General features: G+C 43.7%; 28 protein-coding genes. 4 read left to right on the top strand and 24 right to left on the bottom strand.

The window, feature by feature from the left end; translation table 11 throughout:
• Positions 1-7: 7 nt before the first annotated feature.
• The 9 genes from DWB64_RS13540 to DWB64_RS13580 all read right to left on the bottom strand — a co-directional run bounded on the left by DWB64_RS13540 (position 8) and on the right by DWB64_RS13580 (position 7262).
• Entirely contained in the window at positions 8-571 is a 564-nt protein-coding gene (locus DWB64_RS13540; protein WP_207713465.1) for a Maf family protein, read from the bottom strand.
• Positions 572-588: 17 nt separating this feature from the next.
• Positions 589-828: a DUF4321 domain-containing protein gene (locus tag DWB64_RS13545; RefSeq protein ID WP_129488787.1), complete on the bottom strand. Its 240-nt coding sequence runs from the start codon at positions 826-828 to the stop codon at positions 589-591.
• 405 nt (positions 829-1233) lie between these two features.
• On the bottom strand, positions 1234-2217 hold the full coding sequence (locus DWB64_RS13550; RefSeq protein ID WP_129488788.1) for an RnfABCDGE type electron transport complex subunit B: 984 nt from the start codon (positions 2215-2217) through the stop codon (positions 1234-1236).
• 9 nt (positions 2218-2226) lie between these two features.
• Positions 2227-2808: an electron transport complex subunit RsxA gene (gene rsxA / locus DWB64_RS13555; protein WP_129488789.1), complete on the bottom strand. Its 582-nt coding sequence runs from the start codon at positions 2806-2808 to the stop codon at positions 2227-2229.
• Between the two features lie 12 nt (positions 2809-2820).
• Positions 2821-3414: an electron transport complex subunit RsxE gene (rsxE, locus tag DWB64_RS13560; RefSeq protein WP_371682607.1), complete on the bottom strand. Its 594-nt coding sequence runs from the start codon at positions 3412-3414 to the stop codon at positions 2821-2823.
• A 6-nt stretch (positions 3415-3420) separates the two neighbouring features.
• Positions 3421-4002, bottom strand: coding sequence for an RnfABCDGE type electron transport complex subunit G (locus DWB64_RS13565; protein WP_129488791.1), 582 nt, complete (start codon positions 4000-4002; stop codon positions 3421-3423).
• Complete coding sequence (locus tag DWB64_RS13570) at positions 3999-4943, bottom strand: RnfABCDGE type electron transport complex subunit D (RefSeq protein ID WP_129488792.1); 945 nt, start codon at positions 4941-4943, stop codon at positions 3999-4001. Before DWB64_RS13570 ends, DWB64_RS13565 begins: the two co-directional genes overlap by 4 nt.
• A gap of 15 nt (positions 4944-4958) precedes the next feature.
• Positions 4959-6281, bottom strand: a complete 1323-nt coding sequence (gene rsxC, locus DWB64_RS13575; protein ID WP_129488793.1) for an electron transport complex subunit RsxC — start codon at positions 6279-6281, stop codon at positions 4959-4961.
• 96 nt (positions 6282-6377) lie between these two features.
• Entirely contained in the window at positions 6378-7262 is an 885-nt protein-coding gene (locus tag DWB64_RS13580; RefSeq protein WP_129488794.1) for a hypothetical protein, read from the bottom strand.
• A gap of 209 nt (positions 7263-7471) precedes the next feature.
• On the opposite strand from DWB64_RS13580, the gene DWB64_RS13585 reads away from it, so the two are divergent.
• On the top strand, positions 7472-8581 hold the full coding sequence (locus tag DWB64_RS13585; RefSeq protein WP_164980418.1) for an HD-GYP domain-containing protein: 1110 nt from the start codon (positions 7472-7474) through the stop codon (positions 8579-8581).
• A gap of 91 nt (positions 8582-8672) precedes the next feature.
• On the opposite strand, the gene DWB64_RS13590 is transcribed toward DWB64_RS13585, so the two are convergent.
• A complete protein-coding gene (locus DWB64_RS13590; protein ID WP_129488796.1) occupies positions 8673-9437 on the bottom strand; it encodes a nitroreductase family protein in 765 nt (254 codons plus the stop codon).
• Positions 9438-9595: 158 nt separating this feature from the next.
• On the opposite strand from DWB64_RS13590, the gene DWB64_RS13595 reads away from it, so the two are divergent.
• Positions 9596-10594, top strand: coding sequence for a M42 family metallopeptidase (locus DWB64_RS13595; protein WP_129488797.1), 999 nt, complete (start codon positions 9596-9598; stop codon positions 10592-10594).
• Between the two features lie 61 nt (positions 10595-10655).
• Here DWB64_RS13595 and DWB64_RS13600 read toward each other — a convergent pair whose 3' ends face one another.
• From DWB64_RS13600 to DWB64_RS13650, 11 genes are all read right to left on the bottom strand, one after another.
• A complete protein-coding gene (locus DWB64_RS13600) occupies positions 10656-11450 on the bottom strand; it encodes a GIN domain-containing protein (protein ID WP_129488798.1) in 795 nt (264 codons plus the stop codon).
• A 96-nt stretch (positions 11451-11546) separates the two neighbouring features.
• Positions 11547-11969, bottom strand: coding sequence for a Fur family transcriptional regulator (locus DWB64_RS13605; RefSeq protein ID WP_129488799.1), 423 nt, complete (start codon positions 11967-11969; stop codon positions 11547-11549).
• Complete coding sequence (locus DWB64_RS13610) at positions 11969-12796, bottom strand: metal ABC transporter permease (protein WP_129488800.1); 828 nt, start codon at positions 12794-12796, stop codon at positions 11969-11971. Before DWB64_RS13610 ends, DWB64_RS13605 begins: the two co-directional genes overlap by 1 nt.
• The gene (locus tag DWB64_RS13615; RefSeq protein WP_129488801.1) at positions 12789-13580 is read right to left on the bottom strand and encodes a metal ABC transporter ATP-binding protein; all 792 of its coding nucleotides are present in this window, start codon (positions 13578-13580) and stop codon (positions 12789-12791) included. Before DWB64_RS13615 ends, DWB64_RS13610 begins: the two co-directional genes overlap by 8 nt.
• 15 nt (positions 13581-13595) lie before the next feature.
• Entirely contained in the window at positions 13596-14546 is a 951-nt protein-coding gene (locus DWB64_RS13620; protein WP_129488802.1) for a metal ABC transporter solute-binding protein, Zn/Mn family, read from the bottom strand.
• Positions 14547-14651: 105 nt separating this feature from the next.
• The gene (locus DWB64_RS13625; protein WP_129488803.1) at positions 14652-15119 is read right to left on the bottom strand and encodes a UPF0158 family protein; all 468 of its coding nucleotides are present in this window, start codon (positions 15117-15119) and stop codon (positions 14652-14654) included.
• A 60-nt stretch (positions 15120-15179) separates the two neighbouring features.
• Entirely contained in the window at positions 15180-16064 is an 885-nt protein-coding gene (locus tag DWB64_RS13630) for a hypothetical protein (protein WP_129488804.1), read from the bottom strand.
• Positions 16065-16144: 80 nt separating this feature from the next.
• Positions 16145-16639, bottom strand: coding sequence for a cupin domain-containing protein (locus DWB64_RS13635; RefSeq protein WP_164980419.1), 495 nt, complete (start codon positions 16637-16639; stop codon positions 16145-16147).
• Complete coding sequence (locus DWB64_RS13640; RefSeq protein WP_164980420.1) at positions 16630-17187, bottom strand: GNAT family N-acetyltransferase; 558 nt, start codon at positions 17185-17187, stop codon at positions 16630-16632. The genes DWB64_RS13635 and DWB64_RS13640 overlap by 10 nt, the downstream gene beginning before the upstream one ends.
• Positions 17174-17371, bottom strand: a complete 198-nt coding sequence (locus tag DWB64_RS13645) for a DUF4177 domain-containing protein (protein ID WP_129488807.1) — start codon at positions 17369-17371, stop codon at positions 17174-17176. Before DWB64_RS13645 ends, DWB64_RS13640 begins: the two co-directional genes overlap by 14 nt.
• Positions 17372-17968: 597 nt before the next feature.
• Positions 17969-18646 (bottom strand): CPBP family intramembrane glutamic endopeptidase, encoded by a 678-nt coding sequence (locus DWB64_RS13650; RefSeq protein ID WP_129488808.1) that lies wholly within the window; start codon positions 18644-18646, stop codon positions 17969-17971.
• Positions 18647-18785: 139 nt separating this feature from the next.
• Between DWB64_RS13650 and DWB64_RS13655 the strand changes: the two genes are divergently transcribed.
• Together DWB64_RS13655 and DWB64_RS13660 are read left to right on the top strand one after the other, a co-directional pair.
• Complete coding sequence (locus DWB64_RS13655) at positions 18786-19436, top strand: DUF47 domain-containing protein (protein ID WP_129488809.1); 651 nt, start codon at positions 18786-18788, stop codon at positions 19434-19436.
• A gap of 8 nt (positions 19437-19444) precedes the next feature.
• Positions 19445-20488, top strand: coding sequence for an inorganic phosphate transporter (locus DWB64_RS13660; RefSeq protein WP_206736682.1), 1044 nt, complete (start codon positions 19445-19447; stop codon positions 20486-20488).
• A gap of 417 nt (positions 20489-20905) precedes the next feature.
• Here the strand turns inward: DWB64_RS13660 and DWB64_RS13665 are convergent, their stop codons facing one another.
• From DWB64_RS13665 to DWB64_RS13675, 3 genes are all read right to left on the bottom strand, one after another.
• Positions 20906-21103 carry a hypothetical protein gene (locus DWB64_RS13665; protein WP_129488810.1) on the bottom strand — a complete coding sequence of 66 codons (198 nt, stop codon included), beginning with the start codon at positions 21101-21103 and terminating at the stop codon, positions 20906-20908.
• A gap of 553 nt (positions 21104-21656) precedes the next feature.
• Positions 21657-22493: an ABC transporter substrate-binding protein gene (locus DWB64_RS13670; protein ID WP_129488811.1), complete on the bottom strand. Its 837-nt coding sequence runs from the start codon at positions 22491-22493 to the stop codon at positions 21657-21659.
• Entirely contained in the window at positions 22494-24119 is a 1626-nt protein-coding gene (locus DWB64_RS13675) for a sensor histidine kinase (protein WP_129488812.1), read from the bottom strand.
• Positions 24120-24135: the final 16 nt, after the last annotated feature.

The raw sequence follows: 24135 nt of genomic DNA on the forward strand, positions 1-24135 counted from the left end.
ACCGTCGCTACTTGAAATGTCTATTGAGCGTCTCGTATAACTTGTTTACAGGTAGTCCCATCACCGAATGGAAATCCCCTTCGATATGTTTTATGAACAATGCGCCCTTACCTTGAATTCCGTAAGCGCCCGCCTTATCCATCGGCTCTCCTGATTCAATGTAGCCATCGATCTCAGCATCGCTCAAAACTTTCATCCGCACAGTCGTTTCACTGTAATCCACGATTTTCCTGTTTGTTCCGGCCTGATACACACAAAATCCTGTGAGCACGCGATGAACGTTTCCACTTAAAAGCTTAAGCATGCGTCTTGCATCCTCTTTGTCTTTTGGTTTTCCCATATACTCGCCACAATAGACGATCGTATCGGCACCAATCACAAGACTATCTTTTTCACAGGTTTCTTGCACGACTTTCGCTTTTTCAAATGCGAGGGCCATCACGGCAATGTGCGGTTCGTCTGTCGGAAGTATGATCTCCGGTGTTTCAGCGGATTTCACAATAAAGTCCGAAGCGATAAGCCCCAACAGCTCCTTACGTCTAGGTGACTTTGATGCCAAAACCAATCTCATAATCATCACTGCTTTCTTTAAAATTTTGAATAGATAAATAGTCCTATCAGTAATCCGATCACACCCGCTAGGTTGATCGTCATTCTAAAACCGAGTGTTAAGGTCATAATTGCCATATCAAGGGTGAACGGATCGACTCCTATCGATTTGCTATAGTTCAGAACAGGTACAAGACCCCCAAGAAGATCCCCGATAATGCCCCCAATTACGAGGCCGACCAGCATAAAAACGAGTAAAACAATTGGATTCTTCTTCAAAGCTCAACCTCCATACATCGTTACACAATAGAAATACGCTATCCTAAAGATAACGTATTATACAGTCAAAATGCCCGAATTTTCGTCAAATATCTTACTAAAAAAGACTACCCCCAGTGTAGCACTTTAAGTGTCAATTTTCAAGTAAGTGAAGCCCTTGTAATTAAAGTTTAAGTACCAAGTCTGTTCCACAATAAAAAAATGACCGCCTTTGGCGGTCATGAGGTTGTTGACAAAGTCAACAAAATCGCAGACTGTTGACAAAGTTCAAGTTCAAGGAATGAGAAAAAGCAGCGGGCGCAGTGTATATAGACATACATAAGCGTGCTGCTTTTTTGAAATGACGCAGAAATTGGGCTTTGTCAACAGTCTGATGACCGCCAAAGGCGGTCATCATGATTAACACTATTTCATTACGATCGCATCTTTAGGGCATTTTTCTTCACATACGCCACATCCGATACATTTTTCCTCATCTACATGATGAAGTGCTTTCAACTCTCCTGTAATCGCTTCTACAGGACATTTTTTTGCACAAATCGTACATCCGATACATTTATCTTCGATAATCACAGCTTTCTTCCTGTTGGATAAATCGCCTGTGATTGCCTTAGTAGGACATTTTTCAACACAAACCATACAGCTTGTGCATTTGTCGTAATCGACGATCGCCACTTGATTTTCCACATGAATCGCATCGAACGGACAATTCTTTTCGCAGATTCCGCAAGCGATGCAAGCGACTGCGCATTCTTTTTTCACATGACCGCCGCGATCCTTGTTATTGCAGGCAACGACCACTTCCTGACCATACGGCGCATAGGCGATCACGTCTTTTGGACAAGCCTCTATGCACAGTCCGCATGCGGTACACTTATCCGGATCCACCTCGGCAAGTCCTTGCTCGTTCATAACAATCGCGTCAAAAGGACAAGCTCGTTCGCAAGTTCCGTAGCCTAAACAGCCGAAGGCACACGACTTGTCACCGCCCGCAATCATATGCGCCGCGCGACAGTCGTTGATTCCCGAATAGTCGAACTTCATCGTCGCTTTCGATTTTCCACCTTTACATAAGACAAAAGCGACTTGTTTCGCCTCATCAGACGCTTCAATACCCATAATGGCAGCAAGTTTCGCAGTACAGTCCGATCCGCCAACAGGGCATCCGTTAATCGGTGCCTCACCAGCCACAACCGCATTCGCAAAGCTGTCACATCCAGGATAGCCGCAACCACCACAGTTGGCAGCTGGCAGGGCGTCCCTTATTGCAAGCGCTCTCGGATCGATCTCGACCGCGAACTTTTGAGAGGCATACGCAAGACCCGCACCAAATACAAGACCCATTCCTCCAAGACTCAGTCCCGCATATAAAATGTTCTGAAAATCCATCATAACCTCCTATACAAGACCAGCGAATCCGAAGAACGCCATCGACATTAAGCTAGCAGTAATGAGCGCGATCGGAAACCCTTTGAAAGGCGCAGGAATATTTGAAATCTCAAGTTTTTCCCTGATACCTGCAAAAAGAATGATCGCAAGCGAGAAACCGACAGCCGCTCCAATGGAGTGTACTATTGTTTCAAGCAAGTTGTATTCAAATTGAATATTTAAAAGTGCCAGACCAAGTACGGCACAGTTTGTTGTAATCAGCGGCAAGAACACGCCAAGTGACTGGTAAAGCGTTGGAGAAACCTTTTGCAAGAAGATCTCCACGAATTGTACAAGTGAGGCGATAACTAGAATAAAAGCGATCGTCTGCAAGTATTCAAGGTGTAAAGTCTCCAAAATAACCTTTTGAACAATCCATGTGATGATTCCGGCCATGGTCATGACAAACGTAACCGCCATACCCATTCCAGCAGCTGTTTCAACTTGTTTTGAAACGCCTAAAAACGGACAAATACCTAAAAATCTGCTCAGTACGAAGTTGTTGACCAAAATCGCACCGACTAAGATTACAAATAAACCTCCAAAGTCCATGGTCATACCTCCCTAAGCTTTCTTTGTTTTAACGACATTGTAAACCGCAAGCAATAAGCCAAGTGTCAAAAACGCCCCTGGCGGTAAAATCATGATAAGAGCAGGTTTGAAACCTCCACCAAGCAGCGTAAGACCGAATATCGATCCGTTGCCGAAAAGTTCTCTTACAGCGCCCAGTATTACAAGTGAAAGCGTAAAACCGGCACCCATTCCGATTCCGTCAAGCGCTGAGTTGACCACGCTGTTTTTAAACGCGTAGGCCTCAGCACGTGCAAGGATCAGACAGTTTACGACGATCAGCGGTATGAATAGTCCAAGCGCGTCGTATAGCGGTGGTACATAGGCCTCCATCAACATGCCCACAATCGTTACAAACGTTGCGATTACAACGATAAAGATAGGAATCCTTATCTTTGATGGAATAAGTTTTCTTATTAATGCGATAACCACGTTCGCAAGCACGAGTACCGCCATTGTGGCAAGCCCCATACCCAGTCCGTTTTCTGCTGATGTGGTCACCGCAAGTGTCGGACACATCCCAAGTAGTTGTACAAAGATGGGATTATCTTTCACTATACCATTCGTTAATGTTTTGATATTCATGATATCCCCCTACTTAGACTTTAGTGATTCGACCAGATTACCAGATGCGTCCACACCGTATGTGACTGCTTTCGATGTGATCGTAGCTCCTGCAATCGCCTGTACTTCAGTATCAGAACTCTGCGTCTTGTTTACCGTGATCCCCGTCGCCTGTTTTCCGTCATACTGTGAATAATAGGCTTCAAGCGTGGCATTGGCGCCAAGTCCTGGTGTTTCTGTATGTTTACCGACTCTGACGCCTACAATCGCACCGTCAAGATCGATACCTGTAACCACTTCGAGGCCACCACCGTAGCCCTGTGGAAGTGTCTTCACTACGTATCCAGCTATTTCAGATCCGCTTAATCCTTTATAAACCTCAACTACAACCACATCAATTCCAGTAGAGCTTTTCACCGTCTTCATGTCTGAAGTATCCATCAGTTCAAAGGTATCGGCAGTAGGTAAGACGTCTTTTCTTGCCTGTTCACTTTTAATGGCCTTTTGTTCTTCGATTCTAGTGGCCGTCGCGCCGTTCGTGTACGCAAGGCTGACAGCCGCGATAAGGCATATGACTAGTAAGATCAAGCCTAGTTTTATAATTTCCTTCATGCTTTTGCACCTCCAAATACGCGTGGCGCAGTATATTTTTCAATAATAGGTGTCGCTACGTTCATCAGAAGAATCGAATACGACACACCTTCTGGCAATGCTCCGAATTGTCTGATCAGAATGGTTAAAAGACCGCATCCGAACGCGTAAATCAATTGCCCCTTCGCACTTACCGGTGAAGACGCATAATCTGTCGCCATAAAGAAGGCGCCAAGCATCAATCCGCCGCTAAGTAGGTGGAACATAGCCATATAACTGTCGAAACCTTGGAACATAAACGCGAATACAAATACCGTGCCGATGTATACTACAGGAATTCTCCAGTTGATCACTTTTCTGAAAAGCAGGTATAACCCACCAAGGATGATCAGTCCAGCAGAGGTTTCTCCAATACAACCACCGACATTACCGATAAACAACTGAAGTAATGAAGGAAGTTCCGATAAGGGAAGCCCTTCTGCGATGATTCCAAGAGGCGTTGTCGTTGCGACCGCGTCAGCACCAGGTGCCACCCAGGATGTCATTTCAACAGGCCAGGACGCCATCAGCATCGCACGAGCCGCAAGTGCCGGATTCATGAAATTGTGACCGAGTCCGCCAAAAGCATGTTTTACGATGGCTATGGCAAAAATAGAACCGATGATCACCAACCAGAATGGCGCTGTCACTGGAATGTTCATCGCAAGCAGCAGACCTGTAACAACAGCACTTAAATCTTTAATAGTCGCCTTTTGCTTTCTCATGACCACTTGTACAAAAGCTTCAGTGCCGACAGCGGTAAGAACCGCTAAAAATACCAGTATCAAGGCGCGTGTACCAAAGGTCACGATGCCGAAAATCGTCGCCGGTAGCAGTGCTAACGTCACGTCTCTCATCACTGATTGAACAGTTTCTGAAGACCTGATATGTGGCGACGATGAAACAAACAGTTTATTTTGCATGATTATCCTCCCCAACTATTTAGAACGTCTGCGTTTCGCTAAGATTTCACGTTTTGCTACTCTAATCGATTGCAATAACGGTCTCTTCGATGGACAGACAAACGAACATGAACCACATTCGATACAGTCCAGCGCATGTAGGCTTTGAGCCTTCTCAAAATCATCTTTTAGCGCGTAGGCGCTGATATAACAAGGTTGCAGGAAAGCAGGGCAAATGCTGACGCATTTTCCACACTGAATACACTGCTCGGGCTCTGCAAGTTTGCCTTCCTGTCTGTTAAACACAAGAATACCCGAAGTCGTTTTAGTTGAAGGAACCGTGTCTATCGCTTGCGCCATTCCCATCATAGGTCCGCCCAAGATCAGCTTGCCCGGTTCTGTAGCGTAACCGCCACATTGATCGATCAGTTCGTTGATCGGTGTACCGACCTTGATCAAGAGGTTTTTCGGTTCTTTGATAGCACTACCCGTCACAGTGCAGATACGCTCCACAAGCGGCATACCGGTTTGTATCAACCTAGCCACCGCAGCAGCAGTAGCGACATTGCTCACCACGGCACCAACGTCCATTGGTAGTCCGCCCGATGGAACTTGGCGCTTTGTGCATGCGTAAATCAGCTGTTTCTCCGCACCTTGGGGATATTTTGTATGTAAGCCGACCACAGAAATTTCTGAATATGCCTGCGCAGCTTTTTTCATCTCTTTGATAGCGTCAGGTTTGTTGTCCTCAATGCCGATGTAGCCTGTTTTCACATCAAGCGCTTTCATTAGCGCCCTTAATCCCTGAACCACAAGATCAGGTGTTTCAAGCATCAAACGATGGTCTGCAGTCAGATACGGCTCACATTCCGCACCGTTTAAAATAATGGTGTCGATCGTTTTTTCTTTAGGTGGCATCAATTTGACATGTAGTGGAAAACCAGCACCACCCATACCGACAATACCGCCCTCTTTGATAATGCCAATGATATCGCTTCCTGAAAGAGCTGAAAGATCACCTTTTGGCATTACCGATTCATGCACTGTGTTTTTAAAATCGTTCTCGATAACAACACAGACATCCATTCCTCCAGCAGTCGGCTTTTTAGCCACATCCAGTACGACACCGGACACACTGCTATGTACAGCTGCTGATACAAATGAAGTCGCCTCGCCTATCATTTGTCCCACTGCCACAACATCGCCTTTTTTAACCATTGGATCACACGGAGCGCCAATGTGTTGCCTTAAGGGAATTGTTACGACCTTTGGTTCTACAGCAACTACAGTCTCCTTATGCTCAGTTGATTTCTTAGCATGTGGAGGATGGATACCGCCTATAAAAGACAGAACTCCCATAAAATATTCACCCCTTAATATAAGCCTCGCAGCCTTGCAGCTGCTTTCTCTAGACCATTTATAACAACCAGTCGTCTCACCTGGCAATTACCTCTGTTACTTTCCTAACTTTTCATAGCCGAAAAGGGCTGCAAGATATTGATCCCAAACGATATTCAAGTCCACCGTCCTAGCATTCTGTAAAACTGTCGCATATTCTGTCAACTCGTCAAGTATCGCATAAGCGACGATTGAAAAGTCTTCTATGGATTCATCTCCGAGTGCGTCAAGTAACTCTCTGACCTTTGCGACATCAGCCATCAGCACTTCTCCATATTCATGTGTCTTATCCAGTTCTGATTCCTTATAGGAAAGCCCTAAAGCAAATTCGCCTTGACTCTCATAAATCGATTTGATCCCATCGCAAATAGCCGTGATCTCTTCTTTGTCAACATCGGCGTTCACTGAGTTGAGTACCGGACTAAATGAGAATGAGGCGATAAAATAGTTTGCTCCATCCCAATCCCTTGAATCGATGCTCTTTTTAACCGATTCCTTTGACACAGATGAAATGGACAGGACTTTGTAGGTGGATTGGGTACTTACGACTGTCGGCACTCCTTTTTTCGCAAGATCCAGCATCAGTTTCTCACCGTTGTCATAATTTGCAAAGCTCCCAAACTGCATGCCGTACACAGTCAAGCTAGGTAAATTGATGGATTGACTTAAAACGTCATTGGAATTACTATCTGAAGAGGTGGAATTATCAAGCGAGTCGTTGACCACTTCTTCAGGATCAGGTTTAGCGGTCACTTCTTGCGGCTTTTGATCTTCCACAACTTCAACCTCAACACCTTGCTCCAACTCTGTTTTGGGTTTATCCATCACTTTCAGGATCAAATCGGTTCCAAAAAAACCGATAATCACCGCCAAAATGGGTAATACTAAAAATAATATGCTAAATATAGAAAATTGTTTGTTTTTACGTTTTTTCACTGTCATCACCCGCTCCAAAATTCACTCATTTATTTCGATGTCCGTTAAGTATATTGTATACAAAACGAATTCTATCAATCAATTTATTCACATTTTACGCTGCAACATTTTCATTATAACATAACCTGGTGCGATTAAAAGAAAAATAACTAGTGTTTGCAGGGCTTAAAATGATATCGATAATCAATAAAGCTTTTTTAATTAGGAGGCTAACTATGCGAATAGTACCAATAAATAGTGTAACTTCAGGCTCTGTACTTGCCAATAATATCTTTTCTGAAAACGGTGACATACTCTTAAAAAAAGGGGTGATTCTCACTAAGAATCTTATCGACCGTATCGTCGATAACGGTGTCTATACCGTTTATATCGACGACGGGTATACCGATCACGAAATCGTGGATATCATTCAGCCCGAAGTACGGCTCAAAGCCATGAAGGCGATCAAAGAGACTTTTACGCAAATCGAAAACTACAACAAGCAGCTGGAAAGCCAAGTGGACTCCTTCAGCAAAAAGATTCAAATGAAAAGCATGGGCAAGTATGTCTCCAAGCTCAAGGGCATCGCTGAGTTCATCGTCGATGACATCTCCAACTCCAGACAGCTGATGATCAACCTTGTCGATATCAAAAATCTGAACAATTATCTATATGAGCATTCCCTTAGCGTGGCTATTCTTTCGACAGTGGTCGGACTTGAGATGCGCCTGAACAAACATCAGCTTTACAATCTATTCTTAGGCGCGATGGTTCATGACATAGGAAAACTCTTCATCAATAAGAACCTCATCTCGCAGTCCGAACCATATAGCGTGGAAGAGCAGAGCGCGGTCGACAGGCACACCGAAATGGGCTATGAGTACCTTAAGGAGAATTACAACTTCGAAGCGCCTGCCCGCCTGATCTCGCTGCAGCATCACGAGTGTTTCGATGGTACCGGTTATCCAAAAGGCATGCAAGGCGACAGCATTCATATCTTCTCAAGAATCGTCGCGGTCTGCAACACCTACGACATGATGGTATCCGACACACCCCAGCAAGCTGCAATTCCTGTCAATGAGGCGCTCGAGTACATCATGGGCAACGCCGGGTCGTGCTTCGACTTCAATGTTGTTGAAATCTTTTCACGCAAGGTCAATCCATACCCTATCGGCACCTTGGTCGAACTAAGCAACGGCGAGATTCATCTAGTCATAGGCGACAACCCCAACTTCCCCTTGCGCCCTATCGTGCAAAAGGTGAACAACGAACTAAGAACGTTGGAAAATAAGGCGATCGATTTGATGAAAGTAACCGATATCGTCATCTCGAAAATTCACTACTGATAAAGCCGTGTCTTCAATCAAATAGAAGGCTCAAGACACAAAAAAGCTAAGGCGCGTTTAAGTCACCTTAGCTTTTTTTGTTAGGAACATGCTATTCGAAATACTTGAAGGTCAAAATCTGTTCACCATATTTGTTCTTATTGGATTCAAAATGCCACGTCAGTCTGTAGCCCTTCGCCTTTATCACATCATAGATATGATAAAACCCGATACCCATGTCAATTATTGTCTTATCCTTTAAAAGGAGCCCGAGCACCTTGGGGCGTCTCATCATGTAATGATAGCAGCCTTCATCGTAATACAGATACCAAGGCTGCGAATTCACTGCCGACGGTGAAGAGCGAAGCGCGTCTACCAGCCACCTGTCCCCATCTTTTAAATCGCTTATCGTCTCTTCTTTTGTCTTTCGTATTTTCTTACGGATCTCAAGCGTTTGAGGGATACCGAATGCGATGATGATATGATACCTGTGGTTTGGAGGCATACCAAGATCATCCTTGGCAAACTCGTCCGAAAGGCTATGCCCAACCCAGCAGGTTCCGATACCGAGTTCTGTCATCAGTTTTACAAACGATTCCCCGAGAAATCCGATTAGAAAACTATCCTTATCGTTAGGCTCACTTGAAAGCATCAGATAATGCGGAGCGGTGACTCTGATGTATTTGCTGACCAGTCCGGTGAAGGTAGAGTGAATGATCTCCCCTTCTTTAACGACTGCAGCGTTCCAATCGATCGATTCATGGTGTGGAAACTCAAAGTTTTTCTTCCAATCGTCTATCCTGTCAAAAACAGAATTCGCAACACTTTCAGTTTTAAACTGACGTGTTGATTGCCTTTTCTCCATCCATATTTGCATGACATACTCCTTACATAATTAATTAGTATTTTCATTAATACCCATAAACTTCATTGAGAATCATTAATATTTCACCGCTCTAAGGATTGACGAATCTATCAATTTGCACTAGCATTAAATAAGATAAGTAATTTCGACAGCAATTTAAGGAGGCATTTATGGGATTTAACAGTTCAGGACTTCGCGCGCTAACCAATATCTACGGTCCGTCAAGCCACGAGACAAAGGTTTCCGACTTCATAGTAAAGCAAATCAAAGGCTTTGTCGACGAGGTGACCATCGATAAGATGGGTAATGTCATCGCCCGAAAAAAGGGAGACGGACCAAAACTGATGATCGCTGGTCATATGGATTCTATCGGCATGATGGTAACAGATATCGACGACAAAGGATTCGTTCGTTTGACAAACATAGGCGGTATCAATCCGTTTGTCACAGTAGGCGAAAGACTGCTCTTTAAAAACGGCACCATCGGCATCGCATACCACGAAGCCACAGCGGATATGGCCAAACTGAAGCTAGAAAAAGTTTTTGTAGATATCGGTGCCAAGAACAAAGAGGAAGCTGAAAAACTTGTTGCCATAGGCGATATTTGCGTCTACTCACCGGTCTTCAACGAAAGCGACAACACCGTCTCAACCGCATCGATGGATGATCGTATCGGTTGTTTTGTGATGATTGAGGCTCTAAAGAGACTGGACACTGTAAACAACGACTGCTATTTTGTCTTCACTGTACAAGAAGAAGTTGGTACACGCGGGGGTAAGATGACCGCATTCGCCATTAATCCTGATGTGGGACTTGCAGTAGATATCACGACATCTGGCGACACACCAGGTTCTAAACGATTTGCCATCAAGCTACATGAAGGTGTCGCAATCAAAGTCCGTGACAACTCGCTTCTGTCGCATCCTGCTGTCAACGATAAGCTCAAAGCCCTCTGTAAAGAAAACGACATCAAGCATCAGATGGAAGTGCTTGAGTTCGGCGGAACAGACGCTGGAGCGATCAGCCTGACACGCGAAGGAATTCCTGCAAGCTGTCTGTCCATACCTACAAGATATGCGCACAGCGCCCACGAGACCTGCTCTAAAGAAGATATCGAAGCTGGTATCCACTTGCTTACTAAGGTTTGTGAGACAAAATTCGAAATCTGATCTTAAAAAGTCCAAAAAAAAGCTAAGGCGTCTCGCCTTAGCTTTTTCTTCTTTTATTACCCTATTCGGCTTTCTTAATGACCGCAAGGCCGCTTACATTACGTTCAACGACTGTCGCGTCACCAGCAAGGGTGATGACAGCGGTTCCCGATGCCTTTGCTTTTACATTTCCGTTCACTGTCACCAGACAGACGGAGGTTCCATCAGACCTTACGACCAAATCTTCAAGTAGCAATTTGTCGGCTTTGGTGTTCGACGTGCCGCTTGTCGAAATTCTAGCATGCTTGGCCTCACCTTTCATTTTTAAGTTGGCGGTTCCAGACACATCCACATCCAGCTCGCTTGCTTTGACGACCACTTTCGCTTTAGCAGTACCAGTGACTGTCAACTCAAGGCTTTCCGATTCAATCGGTCCATAAAACTGCGACGCGCCACCGACAATCAGTTGCATGGGTGTCTGACATCTGACTGGCTCAATATGCACATTACTGATTCCTGAAACCTTTAAATAGTCTAAGGCAGGAACCGTGATTTCAGCTTTAAGTGTCGTTTTCAATAGGGAAACGGTCGGTTCCAGATCCAGTACGAGCACACTTCCTTTTGTATCGATCTTAAGCTTAGGAATCAAATTATCATCCGCCGTCACCACAAGACCGTACTCGCCCTCTTTGATCGTCACTTCAAACATGCCTTTGACATGAACACCTGTGAAAGCCCCCACCTCGATTTCTTCTGAAATAAGATTTCCACTTCCCGTTACCGCTTCTGTGACACCTTTTACCACCTGATTGATCGCACTACCTATCTGGCCTAACACTTCATTGATTCTCTCTTGTGAAAATTGATTGTTTTTCATTGTCAACACTCCTATCTCTGTTTGATGTTACAACCATCTTACCCAATAATCTTTAGAATCCGATTAGAGTCGAATAAGAGTCTGATAAAAACAAATTTACTTTTTACAAGTTTTGCACAGACCGTATACTTCAAGCTTATGGCTTTCCACATCGAATCCATTTTGCTCTGCCAGAGTGTCGATGATGTCCATCGGACAATAATCGATATTGGTGATTTTTCCACAACTCATGCAGATAAAATGATGGTGGTGTTCTCCTCCGCAAGTAAGCTTATAGTAGGACGTCTGATCATCTAGCATCGTCTTATGAAGGATCCCAATCGACTCCAGAGCTTCAAGGTTCCTATAGATCGTCGTCATATTCATCTTGACATGCTTTTCTCTTACCCATTCGAGCAGGTTTTCAACCGTCATCAGCCTGTCTTGATGTTCCACAAGGGCATGAACGACCAGTTCCCTCTGGTCCGTCAATTTAAATCCTTTTTCTTTAAGTCTCTGCAAAACATAGTCGATCGTCATCACATCATCACCTTTCGCAAGGCATCTTTCTTCAGACGTTTGAATAGCAGTATCACAAGCAGTTCAAAGACAGCCATCAGTACGATTGTCCCACCTGAAGCGAGTTCAAACTGATAAGCGATGACCATGCCTGACAAAACCGCCCCTTGAGCCAGCAAGACGGCATACAGCATCGCTTGTTTAAAGCTCTTTGCCAGTTGCAGACTGGCCGCTACAGGTAGCACCATCAAGGACGAGACCAGCAGAATCCCGACAATCCGCATAGACAAGGTTATATTCGCCGCGATCATCACGATAAACACCAGGTTGATCGCTTTGACAGGCACTCCGGACAAGGTCGCACTCACCTCATCGAATGCGATATAGAACAGTTCCTTATATAACAGGAAAACCCCGCTTACTATCACGATTCCAAGGGCGAGGATCAGCCATAGGTCTTGAGGCATCACCGTAGTGATATTACCGAACAAGTAACTGTATAGACTCGCATTAAATGACTTCGCGAGACTTATCAGTACAACGGCAAGCCCTATACCTGTCGATAGCACGATCGCTATCGCAAGCTCGGCATATTCTGCAAAGCTTCTTCGTAGTCTTTCTATGGCCAGTGCCGCTACTACCGAAAAACCAAGTGCTGTGACCACCGGGTAGGTTCCAGTCAACATTCCTGCGGCAACGCCTGACAATGCGACATGGGAAAGGCTGTCACCGATCATGGACATTCTTCTAAGCACCAGATAAATTCCGATAAGAGGGCATATGATACCGACCATGATCCCTGCGATCATCGCGCGCTGCATGAAGCCGTATGACAACATCTCAAGCATGTCTGTCCTCCTTGTCGGTCACTTTCACATGATGGTGGTCGTGGTCGTGAAGCAGTAGGTGCATATGCTCGCCATAGACCTCCTGAATGAACTCCGCAGGCGGCACCGCGCAGCAAGCATCATGGCAAACTATCTTCCCATCAGCCATGCAAGCGATTCTAGAGACCTTTTCGGTGATGACTCCTATATCATGGGATACCATCACAATGGTCATTCCATACTTTTTATTGAGTATCTCAAGCAAGTCGTAGAACTCAAGCTGTGACTTCGCATCTATACCAACTGTGGGTTCATCAAGAAAGATGATCTCCGGTTGGCTGATAAGCGCTCTGGCGATAAACACCTTTTGCTGTTGTCCACCCGAAAGATTACCGATAAGCCTTGTACCAAACTCCTGCATGCCTACGATACCGAGCACCCGCTCCACTTCTTGCTTGTGTTTCCTACCAATTCTTTTGAATAGACCAAGTGATGAAAAAAGACCGGCCTCCACCACTTCATTGACAGTAGCGGGAAAACTTGTATTGAAGGCATTTGCCTTTTGAGAGACATAGCCTATCTTATTCCAGCCCTTAAATTTTTTTATCGGTTCGCCGAACAGCTCCACATCGCCCTTGATTGGATCGAGCATGCCTAACATCAGCTTTAAAAGTGTGCTTTTAGCCGATCCGTTAGGACCGATCACGCCAAAATAATCGCCTTTTTCAATGATTAGATTCGCATCTTTTAGTACATACTGATCGTCATAAGCAAAGCTTAGGTTTTTTACATCGACAAGTTTCATTTTTTTACCAACTTCCTATTGAACTGCTTTTTTAAGTGCTTCCAAATTGTCGTACATGATTGTGAAATAGGTTTTTCCAGCATCGAGGTCTTGCTGAGTTACACTCCCTAAAGGATGTAAGGGAACCATAGCCACACCAGTCTCAGTTGCGATGACATTCGATAGCTTTCCACTGGTCAGCGCATCGTAGAAGACCGTGTTGATCTTAAGTTCATTTACCACATCGACTATTTTGCCGAGTTGAGCCGCACTAGGTTCTTCAAGCGGAGAGATTCCAGCAATCGCAATCTGGTTTAAGTGGTATCTCTGAGTCAGATAGCCAAAAGCGGCATGTCCAACTACAATATTTGCATTTGACGGATTCATCAGCGCTTTTTCATAAGCAGCATCAAGTTCTTTAAGTGCATCTACCAGTTCATCATAATTTTTCTTAAAGACCTGAGTCCTTTCTGGATCCATAGCGGCCATTCCATCGTAGATCGCTTCAGCCATCTGTACAGCCCTTAAGGGATCCAACCAGACATGGGGATCGGTATCACCTTCATGATGATCACTTTCCTCTTCACCGTCTTCGTGGTCATTCTCAGTTTCAACAATGCTCAAAAGATCCATCGTTGAAGTCGCATTGATGATCAGCAGATCATCGTTACTGACAGATCCCAATAAGGAATCTACCCAGGGTTCCATGCCTGAACCATTATAAATAAAGATATCGGCATTTTCTATCGCCCCTACCGCTTTTGCAGAAGGTTCATAATCATGGGGTTCAGACCCCGCAGGAACCATCAGACGAACCTCTGTGTCACTTCCACCAATCTGGGAAGCAAACTCGTACAAGGGGTAGATTGTCGTATAGACAAGCAGTTTCCCCTCAGAGTCGCTCGAGGTTTGCGACGGCGCGCACCCTACAAGAACCAAAGCTATGACTAATAGCACACTTGCTATCTTATATGTTTTTTTCATCATTTTTATTCTCCTTTTTGCAAATGATTTGCGTTATCTATATTAATTATGCCACAAACTGCTCAAATGTAAACAAAAAGAAGACTTTACTTTTAGTTTTCACAAAAGTCAGTCTTCCTTGTAGTCTAGTCCATTCAATTCGCACCAATCGATCGCCAAGGTGTGAAAGGCCTCTTTTTTAAAGGTGATCCAATCCTCTTCGATTTGGTAGTGTCTGATCATGGCCTTGAATCGCCTGAAGGTTCCACGGCCCCTTATTTTTTTAAATAAGGTGTTCCTCACCTCGTCCTCTTTGATGGTGTAGATGAAATCGATCATGATTTCATAATCGTTTATATCATCTTCGGCAGGAAGCGGAAGATAATCATCGCTATAGAGAATGGCTTCAATTATTTCTTTGCTTAAGGTCTCTTTGTCGTCGTCTACGCTTTTTATCGTTTCGGACCTGTAGATATCATCTGTAGTGAGCAGCTTAAGCTCACCCGTGTGGATATTGACATAAGCCATCCGGTCTCCAGATATCTTATCAAACGACGCCACAATTTCACTTATCAGTACAGTGTTTTTTTCATCCATGATTACACCTCACTATACTAATTATAAGTTTTTATTTGAGTTTTGTCAGAATTAAATTCATCAATCGATCAAATGTCCGGATTTGTCAAACTTCCAGGTGACTTTGCTTTCTGGTAGGGGTTCATCAGGTACAAGTACAAGATAAACGCAACTGAGCATTCCAAAAACGCCGAGAACTGAAAACATAGTACTGCCCGGATAATACCAGATTACAGCAATAAATGTCGCAAGAATAAGAGTATGTCTTTCAAGCCTTCTCATCCTTTTTTTCAACAGGCTATTTAAAGCAACCATCACGACTACCGTAACCGCCCACAAGATCCAAAGGCGATTAAACACGCTGGGCATCTCCTTTGATAAGAGCGAAAGCGAATCATCACGGTAAAGTTCATACAGCTTCGAAGCTTTGACCGCCGCAGGGTCGATGTTTGCAAGAAGAATGTTCTTTACAGGAAAGATCAGCCGTTCATCCTGATAAGCCTTAAAATCGGACGCACCGCGAATCACGATGACCGATTCGTTTTGCTCACCCAAAGGAACTTCAATTTCTTGCGTATTCCGTATCACATAACCGTTCAACGTGATTCCGCCGGAATCTGTCAACAGGCGCTCTTCACTGGTCGCATTGGTAAAATCGGCTTTCATGGATGATCTGGCGACAACACTGCCGTCCACCTCGATTGCCTTAAAGTCACCGGCTACCACCAATCTTGCAGTGGCATTGTTTCCTTTTATCCTATAGACGATGTCGTACTGGTAGTTTGTGCTATAGTTCGAGATGAGATCAGATCCGACTATTTTGTAATCATCCCGCACGGTATCCAACAGTCCAGTTACTAGAAACGTATCGCTTGCTGTCACAGAACTCGAAAGTCCCGCCATGATGACCAGTTTCAGAATGACAATAATCGCTACCAGATAAACATTCAGACCTCTTGATTTCATCTCGACCTCCCATAATAGTAATCTCATTTGTCTCATGTTATCACATTTTTTGGAAATAAAACCTTAAATCTATCTTAAATCTATTGATTGAGTTCTATCCATTTCTCAAGCACTGCCTCTTCACCGTCGTAGTAATTTGCAGATTTTCCCTTATGGACAATCTCCCGATCAGGCAACAGATTCACCTTTTCAGAATCCGGATATTCACAGACGTCAAATCCCAAGTTAGTCTGCAGGTCAAGGTACTGGCATTCCCCTTCGGAGTGATTGAAGAGCTGATGAGCTCCTTTAGGACCCTTCTCGAAGAAGATCACATCGCCTTGTGATACGATTTCCATCCCCTTGTGGGTTCTCAACGTCGCCTCACCGGATAGGATTACAAAAACCTCTTCGGCGTTATGATGAAAATGATAGGGATAGGAGAACTTACCCGGCTGAAGCTTCATCAGCTTGAAGTTCAAGTGCTCGGACTGGGGCATGTGTGCAAGCTTTATCGACGAAAACCATTCGAATTCGCCAATTGGAGAGTCGTTCTTTTTATAGTGTGAGTTTTTTTCATTGATTATCAGCGGCATAAGTCCTTCCATTCCTCTTTTAACAGTCCGTATTCAACCCGGTCGTAGTAGATATCGTCAATCAGCACATGCCTCTTCAGATAAGCTTCCCTCTTCATTCCAAGTTTGATCATCACTGCCTCAGAACCTTTGTTCTGAGCATTGCATCCCGTTTCTATCTTAAGGGTGTCAAGCTCCGCGAAGGCATAGTCGACAACCGCCTTTGCAGCTTCTGTCACGTAGCCCTTTCCCCAAAATCTCTTATTGGTGAAATAGCCTAGCTCCATGACGTTTCCTTCACTGTTTTCAAGCAGCTTTGTATAGCCGATCTCGCCCACGTATTCATTTGACGATTTCTCGATCACCGCAAAAAAATACTTGGTTCTATCAGGGTGTTCGTTCTCCTCTAGGGCGACTTGCAGGTTCATCTGTGATCCTTCAATAGTTTCTGTCATGATGTCCTGAATATAGAACATGATCTCCTTATCGGAGATCAGTCCATGCAGCGTTTGCAGATCCTCTTTGACATGATCCCTGATGATCAGCCTGTCCGTTTCAAGCCTTATCATCATTCAGCACCGTTTTTTCAAAGATGATCTCAAATTCAGCAGGTTTACCATGTCCGTTGTAGTGGTTGGCTAATACCTGTACAAAACGCCAGCCTTCTTTTGCGTGAGAGTTGATGATCTCATGATGGTTGGCATCTTCAAAAAAACTACCTAGTGTGGTTTTTACATATTTATACTGATACATTTCATTTCTCCTAATTGATTTTATATGGCCTATTATCCAGTATATAAGATTTTACATGATTCGGGTTGTTTTTATGCTTTGTTTTATATCTTTTAAGTAATGTCACTTCCATCACACCTTGTTTAAGCGAGACTAACCAGTGGTATATTTGAATTATATGGTATTGATAAGTTTCAGACCACTCAAGACGATGACTTCTACAAGCAGCTTATCAAGGACGTTCCTGATCATATCATTTCAGAGCCTTTTATCGACAGTTATCAGAATATCCCTAGCATCCTATTGGTTGTTCCCATACTCGATCATGACGACCGCTTGATTGGAGCCATCTCTGGGTCCATATCGCTGGAATCCTTTAAAAAAGTGCGGTACGGAGGAGATGAGTTTCTTATCCTTCTTCCGGATACCAATGAAAATCAAGCGAGGTCAGCCACCTACACAAAAGGCTCCGGGCATAGCGTGGACAGCCTCATAAACGCAGCGGACCAAGCCATGTATCATGTAAAGAAAGAACATAAGATGAAATAAAAACAGAGTGGATCCATTAGGGTCCACTCTGTCTATGTCGTCTTCAGTACATCTTCTTATCATAGTCCCTCACATCAGACGAAACAGCCACATGCCGATCAGTATGATGGCACTGTCCGCCATAATGTGAATAAGCCAAGAATTTAAAATGCTTTTCGATGCTTTGTTCACATAGTTGAAAACCAGACCGATCACCATCAGTCCGACTATCGCAACCGTCATCAGAAGCGGACTGAACCAGGATTTGAAGATTGCGATGTGATACACTGCGAATAGGGTCGCGGAATAGGCATGGGCGGTTTTGAGATGACCGCTCTCCTCAAGGTTTAAGAAAATAAAGCCTCTGAAAAAGAATTCCTCGACAAAAGAGTTCCCCAAAGTGATATAGAGCCCCACCCATAAGAAGTTCGTCGCATCGATTTCAGATTTCAGACTGAGTTCTGAAAGAATAGCGCTAAAGTCAATAAACCGTCCTAACACAAAATATGCGGAGATTAAGACGACAAAGGATGCAGAACCCAGCATTAATCCAGCTAAGACATCCTTGATCCTATGATGTATTGGAACAAGAAATAGCCTTCTCTTAGTTAAAAACTGCCAGCCTACGGGGACGAGCACGAATGCTATCACTTTAAGTACCGTAGCCCACAGGTAGTTCAGGCTCAAGACCTGGTTGCAGACAAAAACAATCGCAACTGCCAGGATAGAAAGCGTAATTATATGTAGGTCACTCTGTTTCGGCCTCATGATTCCCTCCCGTACTTGTTAAACGTAAAACCATGATACCATGTTTTAAGCGTTTATATCTATAAATGCCTGTCATTTTATGTATCCCGACGTTTAGGTCCACTTCGATAAGGTATCAATTAGATAGGAGGTGATGTAAATGAATACAATCTTTAAGAGGTCCATCGAACTCAATAAGAAAATTGAAAAATTCCTAGATGTGATCTCAAACAGCCTCTTGCTGTTCGATAAGGCCGTCAGGGCCTACTTATCCGATGAGCCAATCGTTTACGAAGAAATCCAAGCAAGGATAAGCTACTTGGAAACAGAAGCGGACCAACTGGGAAGCGATATAAAAATCAGTCTTTACAGGTTCATGCTGCTTCCTGATGCACGTGCGGACGTACTCTCACTGATCAAGAGCCTAGACAACATCATCGACATCACCGAGGAGATCACCAAAGACTTCCACATCCAGCACCCTGAATTTCCTGCAAGCCTTAACAATGACATTCTCGAACTCACCAGAAACACAATCGCTTCAGCAGACTCACTCCTTCTTGCAGTAAGATCATTTTTCAGCGAGGCGCATTTGGTATCTTCGCATATCAATCATATCAATTTTTACGAGCATGAGGCCGACCTCTTGGAAAACAAGATTAACAACGCGATTTTCAATGGCAATCTGATCACAAGACTCGCCGAAAAGCTTCAATTGAAGCATTTTGTCAGCAAGATCACAAGCATATCCGACGAATCCGAACTGATCGGTGAAAAACTCGCCATATTCAATATCAAAAGAGAGATATAGGTGACGCTATGGATATCAGTGTTCTATATATCGTTAGTGGACTTTTCTTGGGATGGTCTCTCGGTGCCAATGATGCAGCCAATCTCTTTGGAACAGCAGTAGGGACGAAGGTAGTCAAATTCAAAACCGCCGCGATTATCATGAGCGTCTTTGTCATCTTGGGCGCAGTCATCGGCGGTTCCGGCGCTAGCCACACCCTCGGAAAACTTGGTGCGATCCATTCGGTGCAAGGCGCCTTTATCGTCGCTCTCGCGTCTGGCATAACGGTCTTTGTCATGACAAAGTACGGTCTACCGGTTTCTACTTCGCAGTCCATCGTCGGCGCCATCATCGGCTGGAACTTGTTTTCTTCAAACCCGACAAGTCTAAGCACACTCACAAAAATTGTTCTGACCTGGATTGTATGCCCGCTGCTCGCAGCTCTATTTTCCATCTTTTTTTACAAACTGTTCAAATTCAGCACACAAAAAATTAAAACCAACTTATTTCTAAGACACTACTATATCAGAGTCGGACTGATTCTCGTGGGCTCGTTCGGCGCTTACTCCCTTGGAGCGAACAACATAGCAAATGTCATGGGTGTTTTCACAAATGCAGTTCATTTTGAATCAGTCGATCTCTTTATATTCTCAATCAGCAAAACTCAAGTCCTTTTCTTCTTAGGCGGACTTGCAATCTCAACCGGAATATTCACTTACTCGAAAAATGTGATGACCACTGTGGCAAACAACATCTACAACATCTCTCCTGCTACAGCGCTGATTGTAGTGCTCTCAAGTTCCTTTGTCCTTTTTCTATTCGCTTCAACATCACTTCAAGGGCTGCTCATTTCTCTACACCTTCCGACTCTGCCTCTTGTTCCGGTGTCAAGCTCACAGGCAGTTGTGGGAGCTGTCATCGGCATCGGGATAGCAAAGGGCGATCGTAACATCAACTATAAGAAACTTCGTGAAATCTCCTTAGGATGGTTATTGACACCTTTGATGTCCTTACTTCTTTCTTATGTCAGTCTGTTCTTTATGCAGAACGTCTTTTTACAATCTGTCTATTAAATAAACAAAAGGCTACCGTAATCGGTAGCCTTTCTGTATCAGATGCAAGGAAAAGCGCATCGTGCACTCATGTACTTTTTTGTTGGGTGTCTTGCACCAAGACTCTGTGCCGTACTCATCACGTCATTCGGCAAACGCGAAGTTGCTAGTTACTTTGCCTAGGACTTTATAGAGGTTTGTCCTACCCTTTATCACTGCACTCATCACAGCGTTCAACAACACATCTTACTTTGAAAATATCTTGTTTAGGACTTTGTAGCGGTCTGTCCTACCCATTCTGTTTTATTCACCGCACTCATCACGGTGTTTGACAATCGCTCTAAAACAAAGCATGATCGCCTAGGACTTTATAGGAGTATGTCCAACCTTCTTGTTGCTTATGTACAACTGATAATCCATCACTGACATGATATGCTATCAGTTGTACATAAGCTCTTTGTGTTTCGATTTTCTTGTGTAGTGCTTTTTTGACTGATGTACTCCGCAACCCGATTTCACTTGGCCTTCGTGAGCACCTAATTTTCCGGTAGTATTCATCATCAGTTTTTTTGTGTCAATAATCATCTTATTGCCATTGTCGCCTGCTGCTTTCAGTACTGCTTTGTTTTTCGCCACAGAAGCCTCTCCTTACTTTTGATTTCAAAATATACGAACTTTTCATATGAATCAGCGCTTAATGTCCGTAAATCGTTTTCGCCATCACAATCATCATACCTCGATAACCAGTCGACTGTCAAGCGTTTTTTTATACTATTTTCATTTTATGAATTTAAATGCCATTATAACATATATTTTACATATTTTGCGAAACAATAAAAAATCCCTTATACTTAATCAGTACAAGGGATCTGGATATCCTAAATTTCACTATGCTATTCATTGCGCCTTATGACGCGACCATTATGTGTGCGTTCATAAAACAGCGGTACAGCATACCGACGTTCTTGTATTGACAAAGCCTATGATAAGAGGAACATGACAAACATGTCTATTTGCATTTGTGAAAAGCATTTTTGAATTCAAACGAACTAGTTTCTGATTAGTTAAGTCAAATTTAAACATGGTATTCCTCCTTTTTTAGTATTACCTAAGTATAGTTCGTGTTTTACCATCCGTCAACCATTATTTATAAATTTAATTTGCCCAGTTACCACTTGTCCTATACAGATCAATTTACATAACTGTCCAAAATCTTCTGAAGCGTTCCATCTTCTCTGAGTTCGATTAGCTTTTCATCAAACTCATCTATAAGCTCTATAACACTACTTTTCGGACTGAACATCGTATAAAGGTTTGCGGTACGATATTCAGGTTCCAAGAACTTAATGTCATTTTGCAATCCGAGTTTTTTGGCAAGCGCCTGCACAGATAACTTATTCTCCATTAGTATATCAATCCGTTTGTCTATTAGCTTCAATAAATTATGCTCAGTATCCTCAGCCTCTTCGACAGTCAAGAATTCATCCTTAACAGCCTGATCAAAAATATCTCCATGGGTATACCCTCGATTGATACCTATTGTATATCCCTTCATAGCCAAAATATCTCCCGAATACTCTATCCTTGAATTTTTCAAAACAAATAGGTTGGTTTGGCTAGTTAAGACCGAAACATTACAAAATGTCGCAAACGTCTCTCTTTCAGCCGTTTTATTCACGTTGGTCAGCACGTCGGCTTGCCCAAGTTCAATCAACTCGAGAGCGCGCTTAAAAGGGACAAACTGTACCTTCACCTCGTATCCCATACGCTCGAACGCTTCTTTAATAACATCCTGGCCAATACCTTTCACCTCACCGTCCTCTTCATATTCATACGGTTCCCACGTGCTTGCGACAACGTTGATTACCTTCTTACTCGTCACATCATCAATAACTTCTACTTCTTCGGTAACCCCCTCAGTCACATTATGCACAGAATTATCTGTTGTCCCCTTTTCAGAGCAACCGACAAGACTGGCGATCAAATGCAAGCATATACAAAACACAATTATTCGATTGATTTTCATTCAGTTCACCTTTTCCTCTTCATCCATTGGGAACTTGATGATAAAAGTCGTACCTTCCCCTACTTTAGAACTGCATTCAATCGTTCCGTTAAGTCGCAGCGTCACTAAATTGTAAACGATGTGAAGTCCCAGTCCTAAGCCACCTAATGCTCCTCGTCTTGTTGTAAAGAACGGCTCGAATATCTTATCGCTCACTGAGGATTCCATGCCACATCCATTATCAGAAAAAGCCAAAACACAGGTGCTTTCTTGCCTTTCAAAGTCAATTATAATTTCCCCTACATCATCAGGTCCAAACGCATGTGTAATTGAATTGGTCACCAAATCTGTCAAAATTTCAGAAAGCGTCCCTGGATAGCTTTCAATCATTACGTTTTGATCACATTCCACTCGTAGAGTGAGTTTGCTGTTAACCAGCATAGGTCTCAAAGTATCCGCTATAAGAAGCAGGTTCTCTTTAACGTTAAAATACCGTTTGAAATCGATGGATTGCTCGGTTGATATCCTTCTGAATTTGTCGATGAGTACGGCTACCTTTTCAGCATTGACAAGAATGAGAGAGGATGCCTCAACCGATTGAGTGAAATATTCCTCTATGGCTGATTTGGTCAAGGTCGATAGCTCATACTTGTTTTTGGCGTTTCTGCTAATCTCGTCCATATAGGATGCCGCAGTCAGGCACACCCCAACCGGAGTGTTTATCTCATGTGCGATTCCAATCACAATACTCCCCAGAGCAGCCATTTTTTCTGATTGAACCAACTGCGACTGCGTCTCTTGCAGAGTGTCGACAGTGCTAGCCAGTTCATTATTGATGGCGATAAGTTCCTGATTCATCGCACTTAACTCCATCGTACGTTCCCCAACCTTGATTTCGAGATCATCCCTGGACTGTCTTATCTCCTCTTTAGAAACCGTCAGTTCCTGTAGCGCCTCATCACGTTCAGCTATCATGATTTGCAAACTGTCTGCCATCAGATTGAATTCGATTGCCAGCGCGCCAAGCTCATCATTCGATTCCACCTCGATCCGTTCAGAAAGATCTCCATTCGCCAACCTTTTTGCGCCCAGTTCCAGCTGCTTGATCGGGATCACAAGCGTTCTGATCAGCAGTACGATCATCCCCCAGATGAACACGGCCGCAAGGACAAGTATGAAAAACGTCGCCCGGACTTCTTGCCAGATGGCTTTGTGTCTGTAGTAATCGGTAAAACCGATCGTTACAAGACCAATTTCACGATCGTTTTTTAAAATAGGCACTTGCATTGTCCTGATGTATTTTTCAGAATACATGCGTCCATCCAATATCTTCTTAAATATTTCGTTTTCATTCGATATCAAAACAAAGGCGACTTCACGATCAATCAGCAGGGATTCACCAATCACTTCAGTTCCTTTTATGTCGTAGTTCCACATGACATCGGATAAGGCCACCCCAGCTAGGTTGCCAGTAGATGACACCTTCATCTCAAAGTCAGCTGTAATATTTTTTGTCGCACTGCTGATCTTATAATAGGTGATTAACGCGAACATGACCACCAAGATGCTCAAAATCATAACCATTATTTTCTGACGCAGGCTCATATCTTTTGATATGCTTTTTATTTTTTCGTGAATCGTTCTCATGCCACGTCCTCCAATA

Source organism: Fusibacter sp. A1, from assembly GCF_004125825.1.
GTDB lineage: Bacteria > Bacillota > Clostridia > Peptostreptococcales > Acidaminobacteraceae > QQWI01.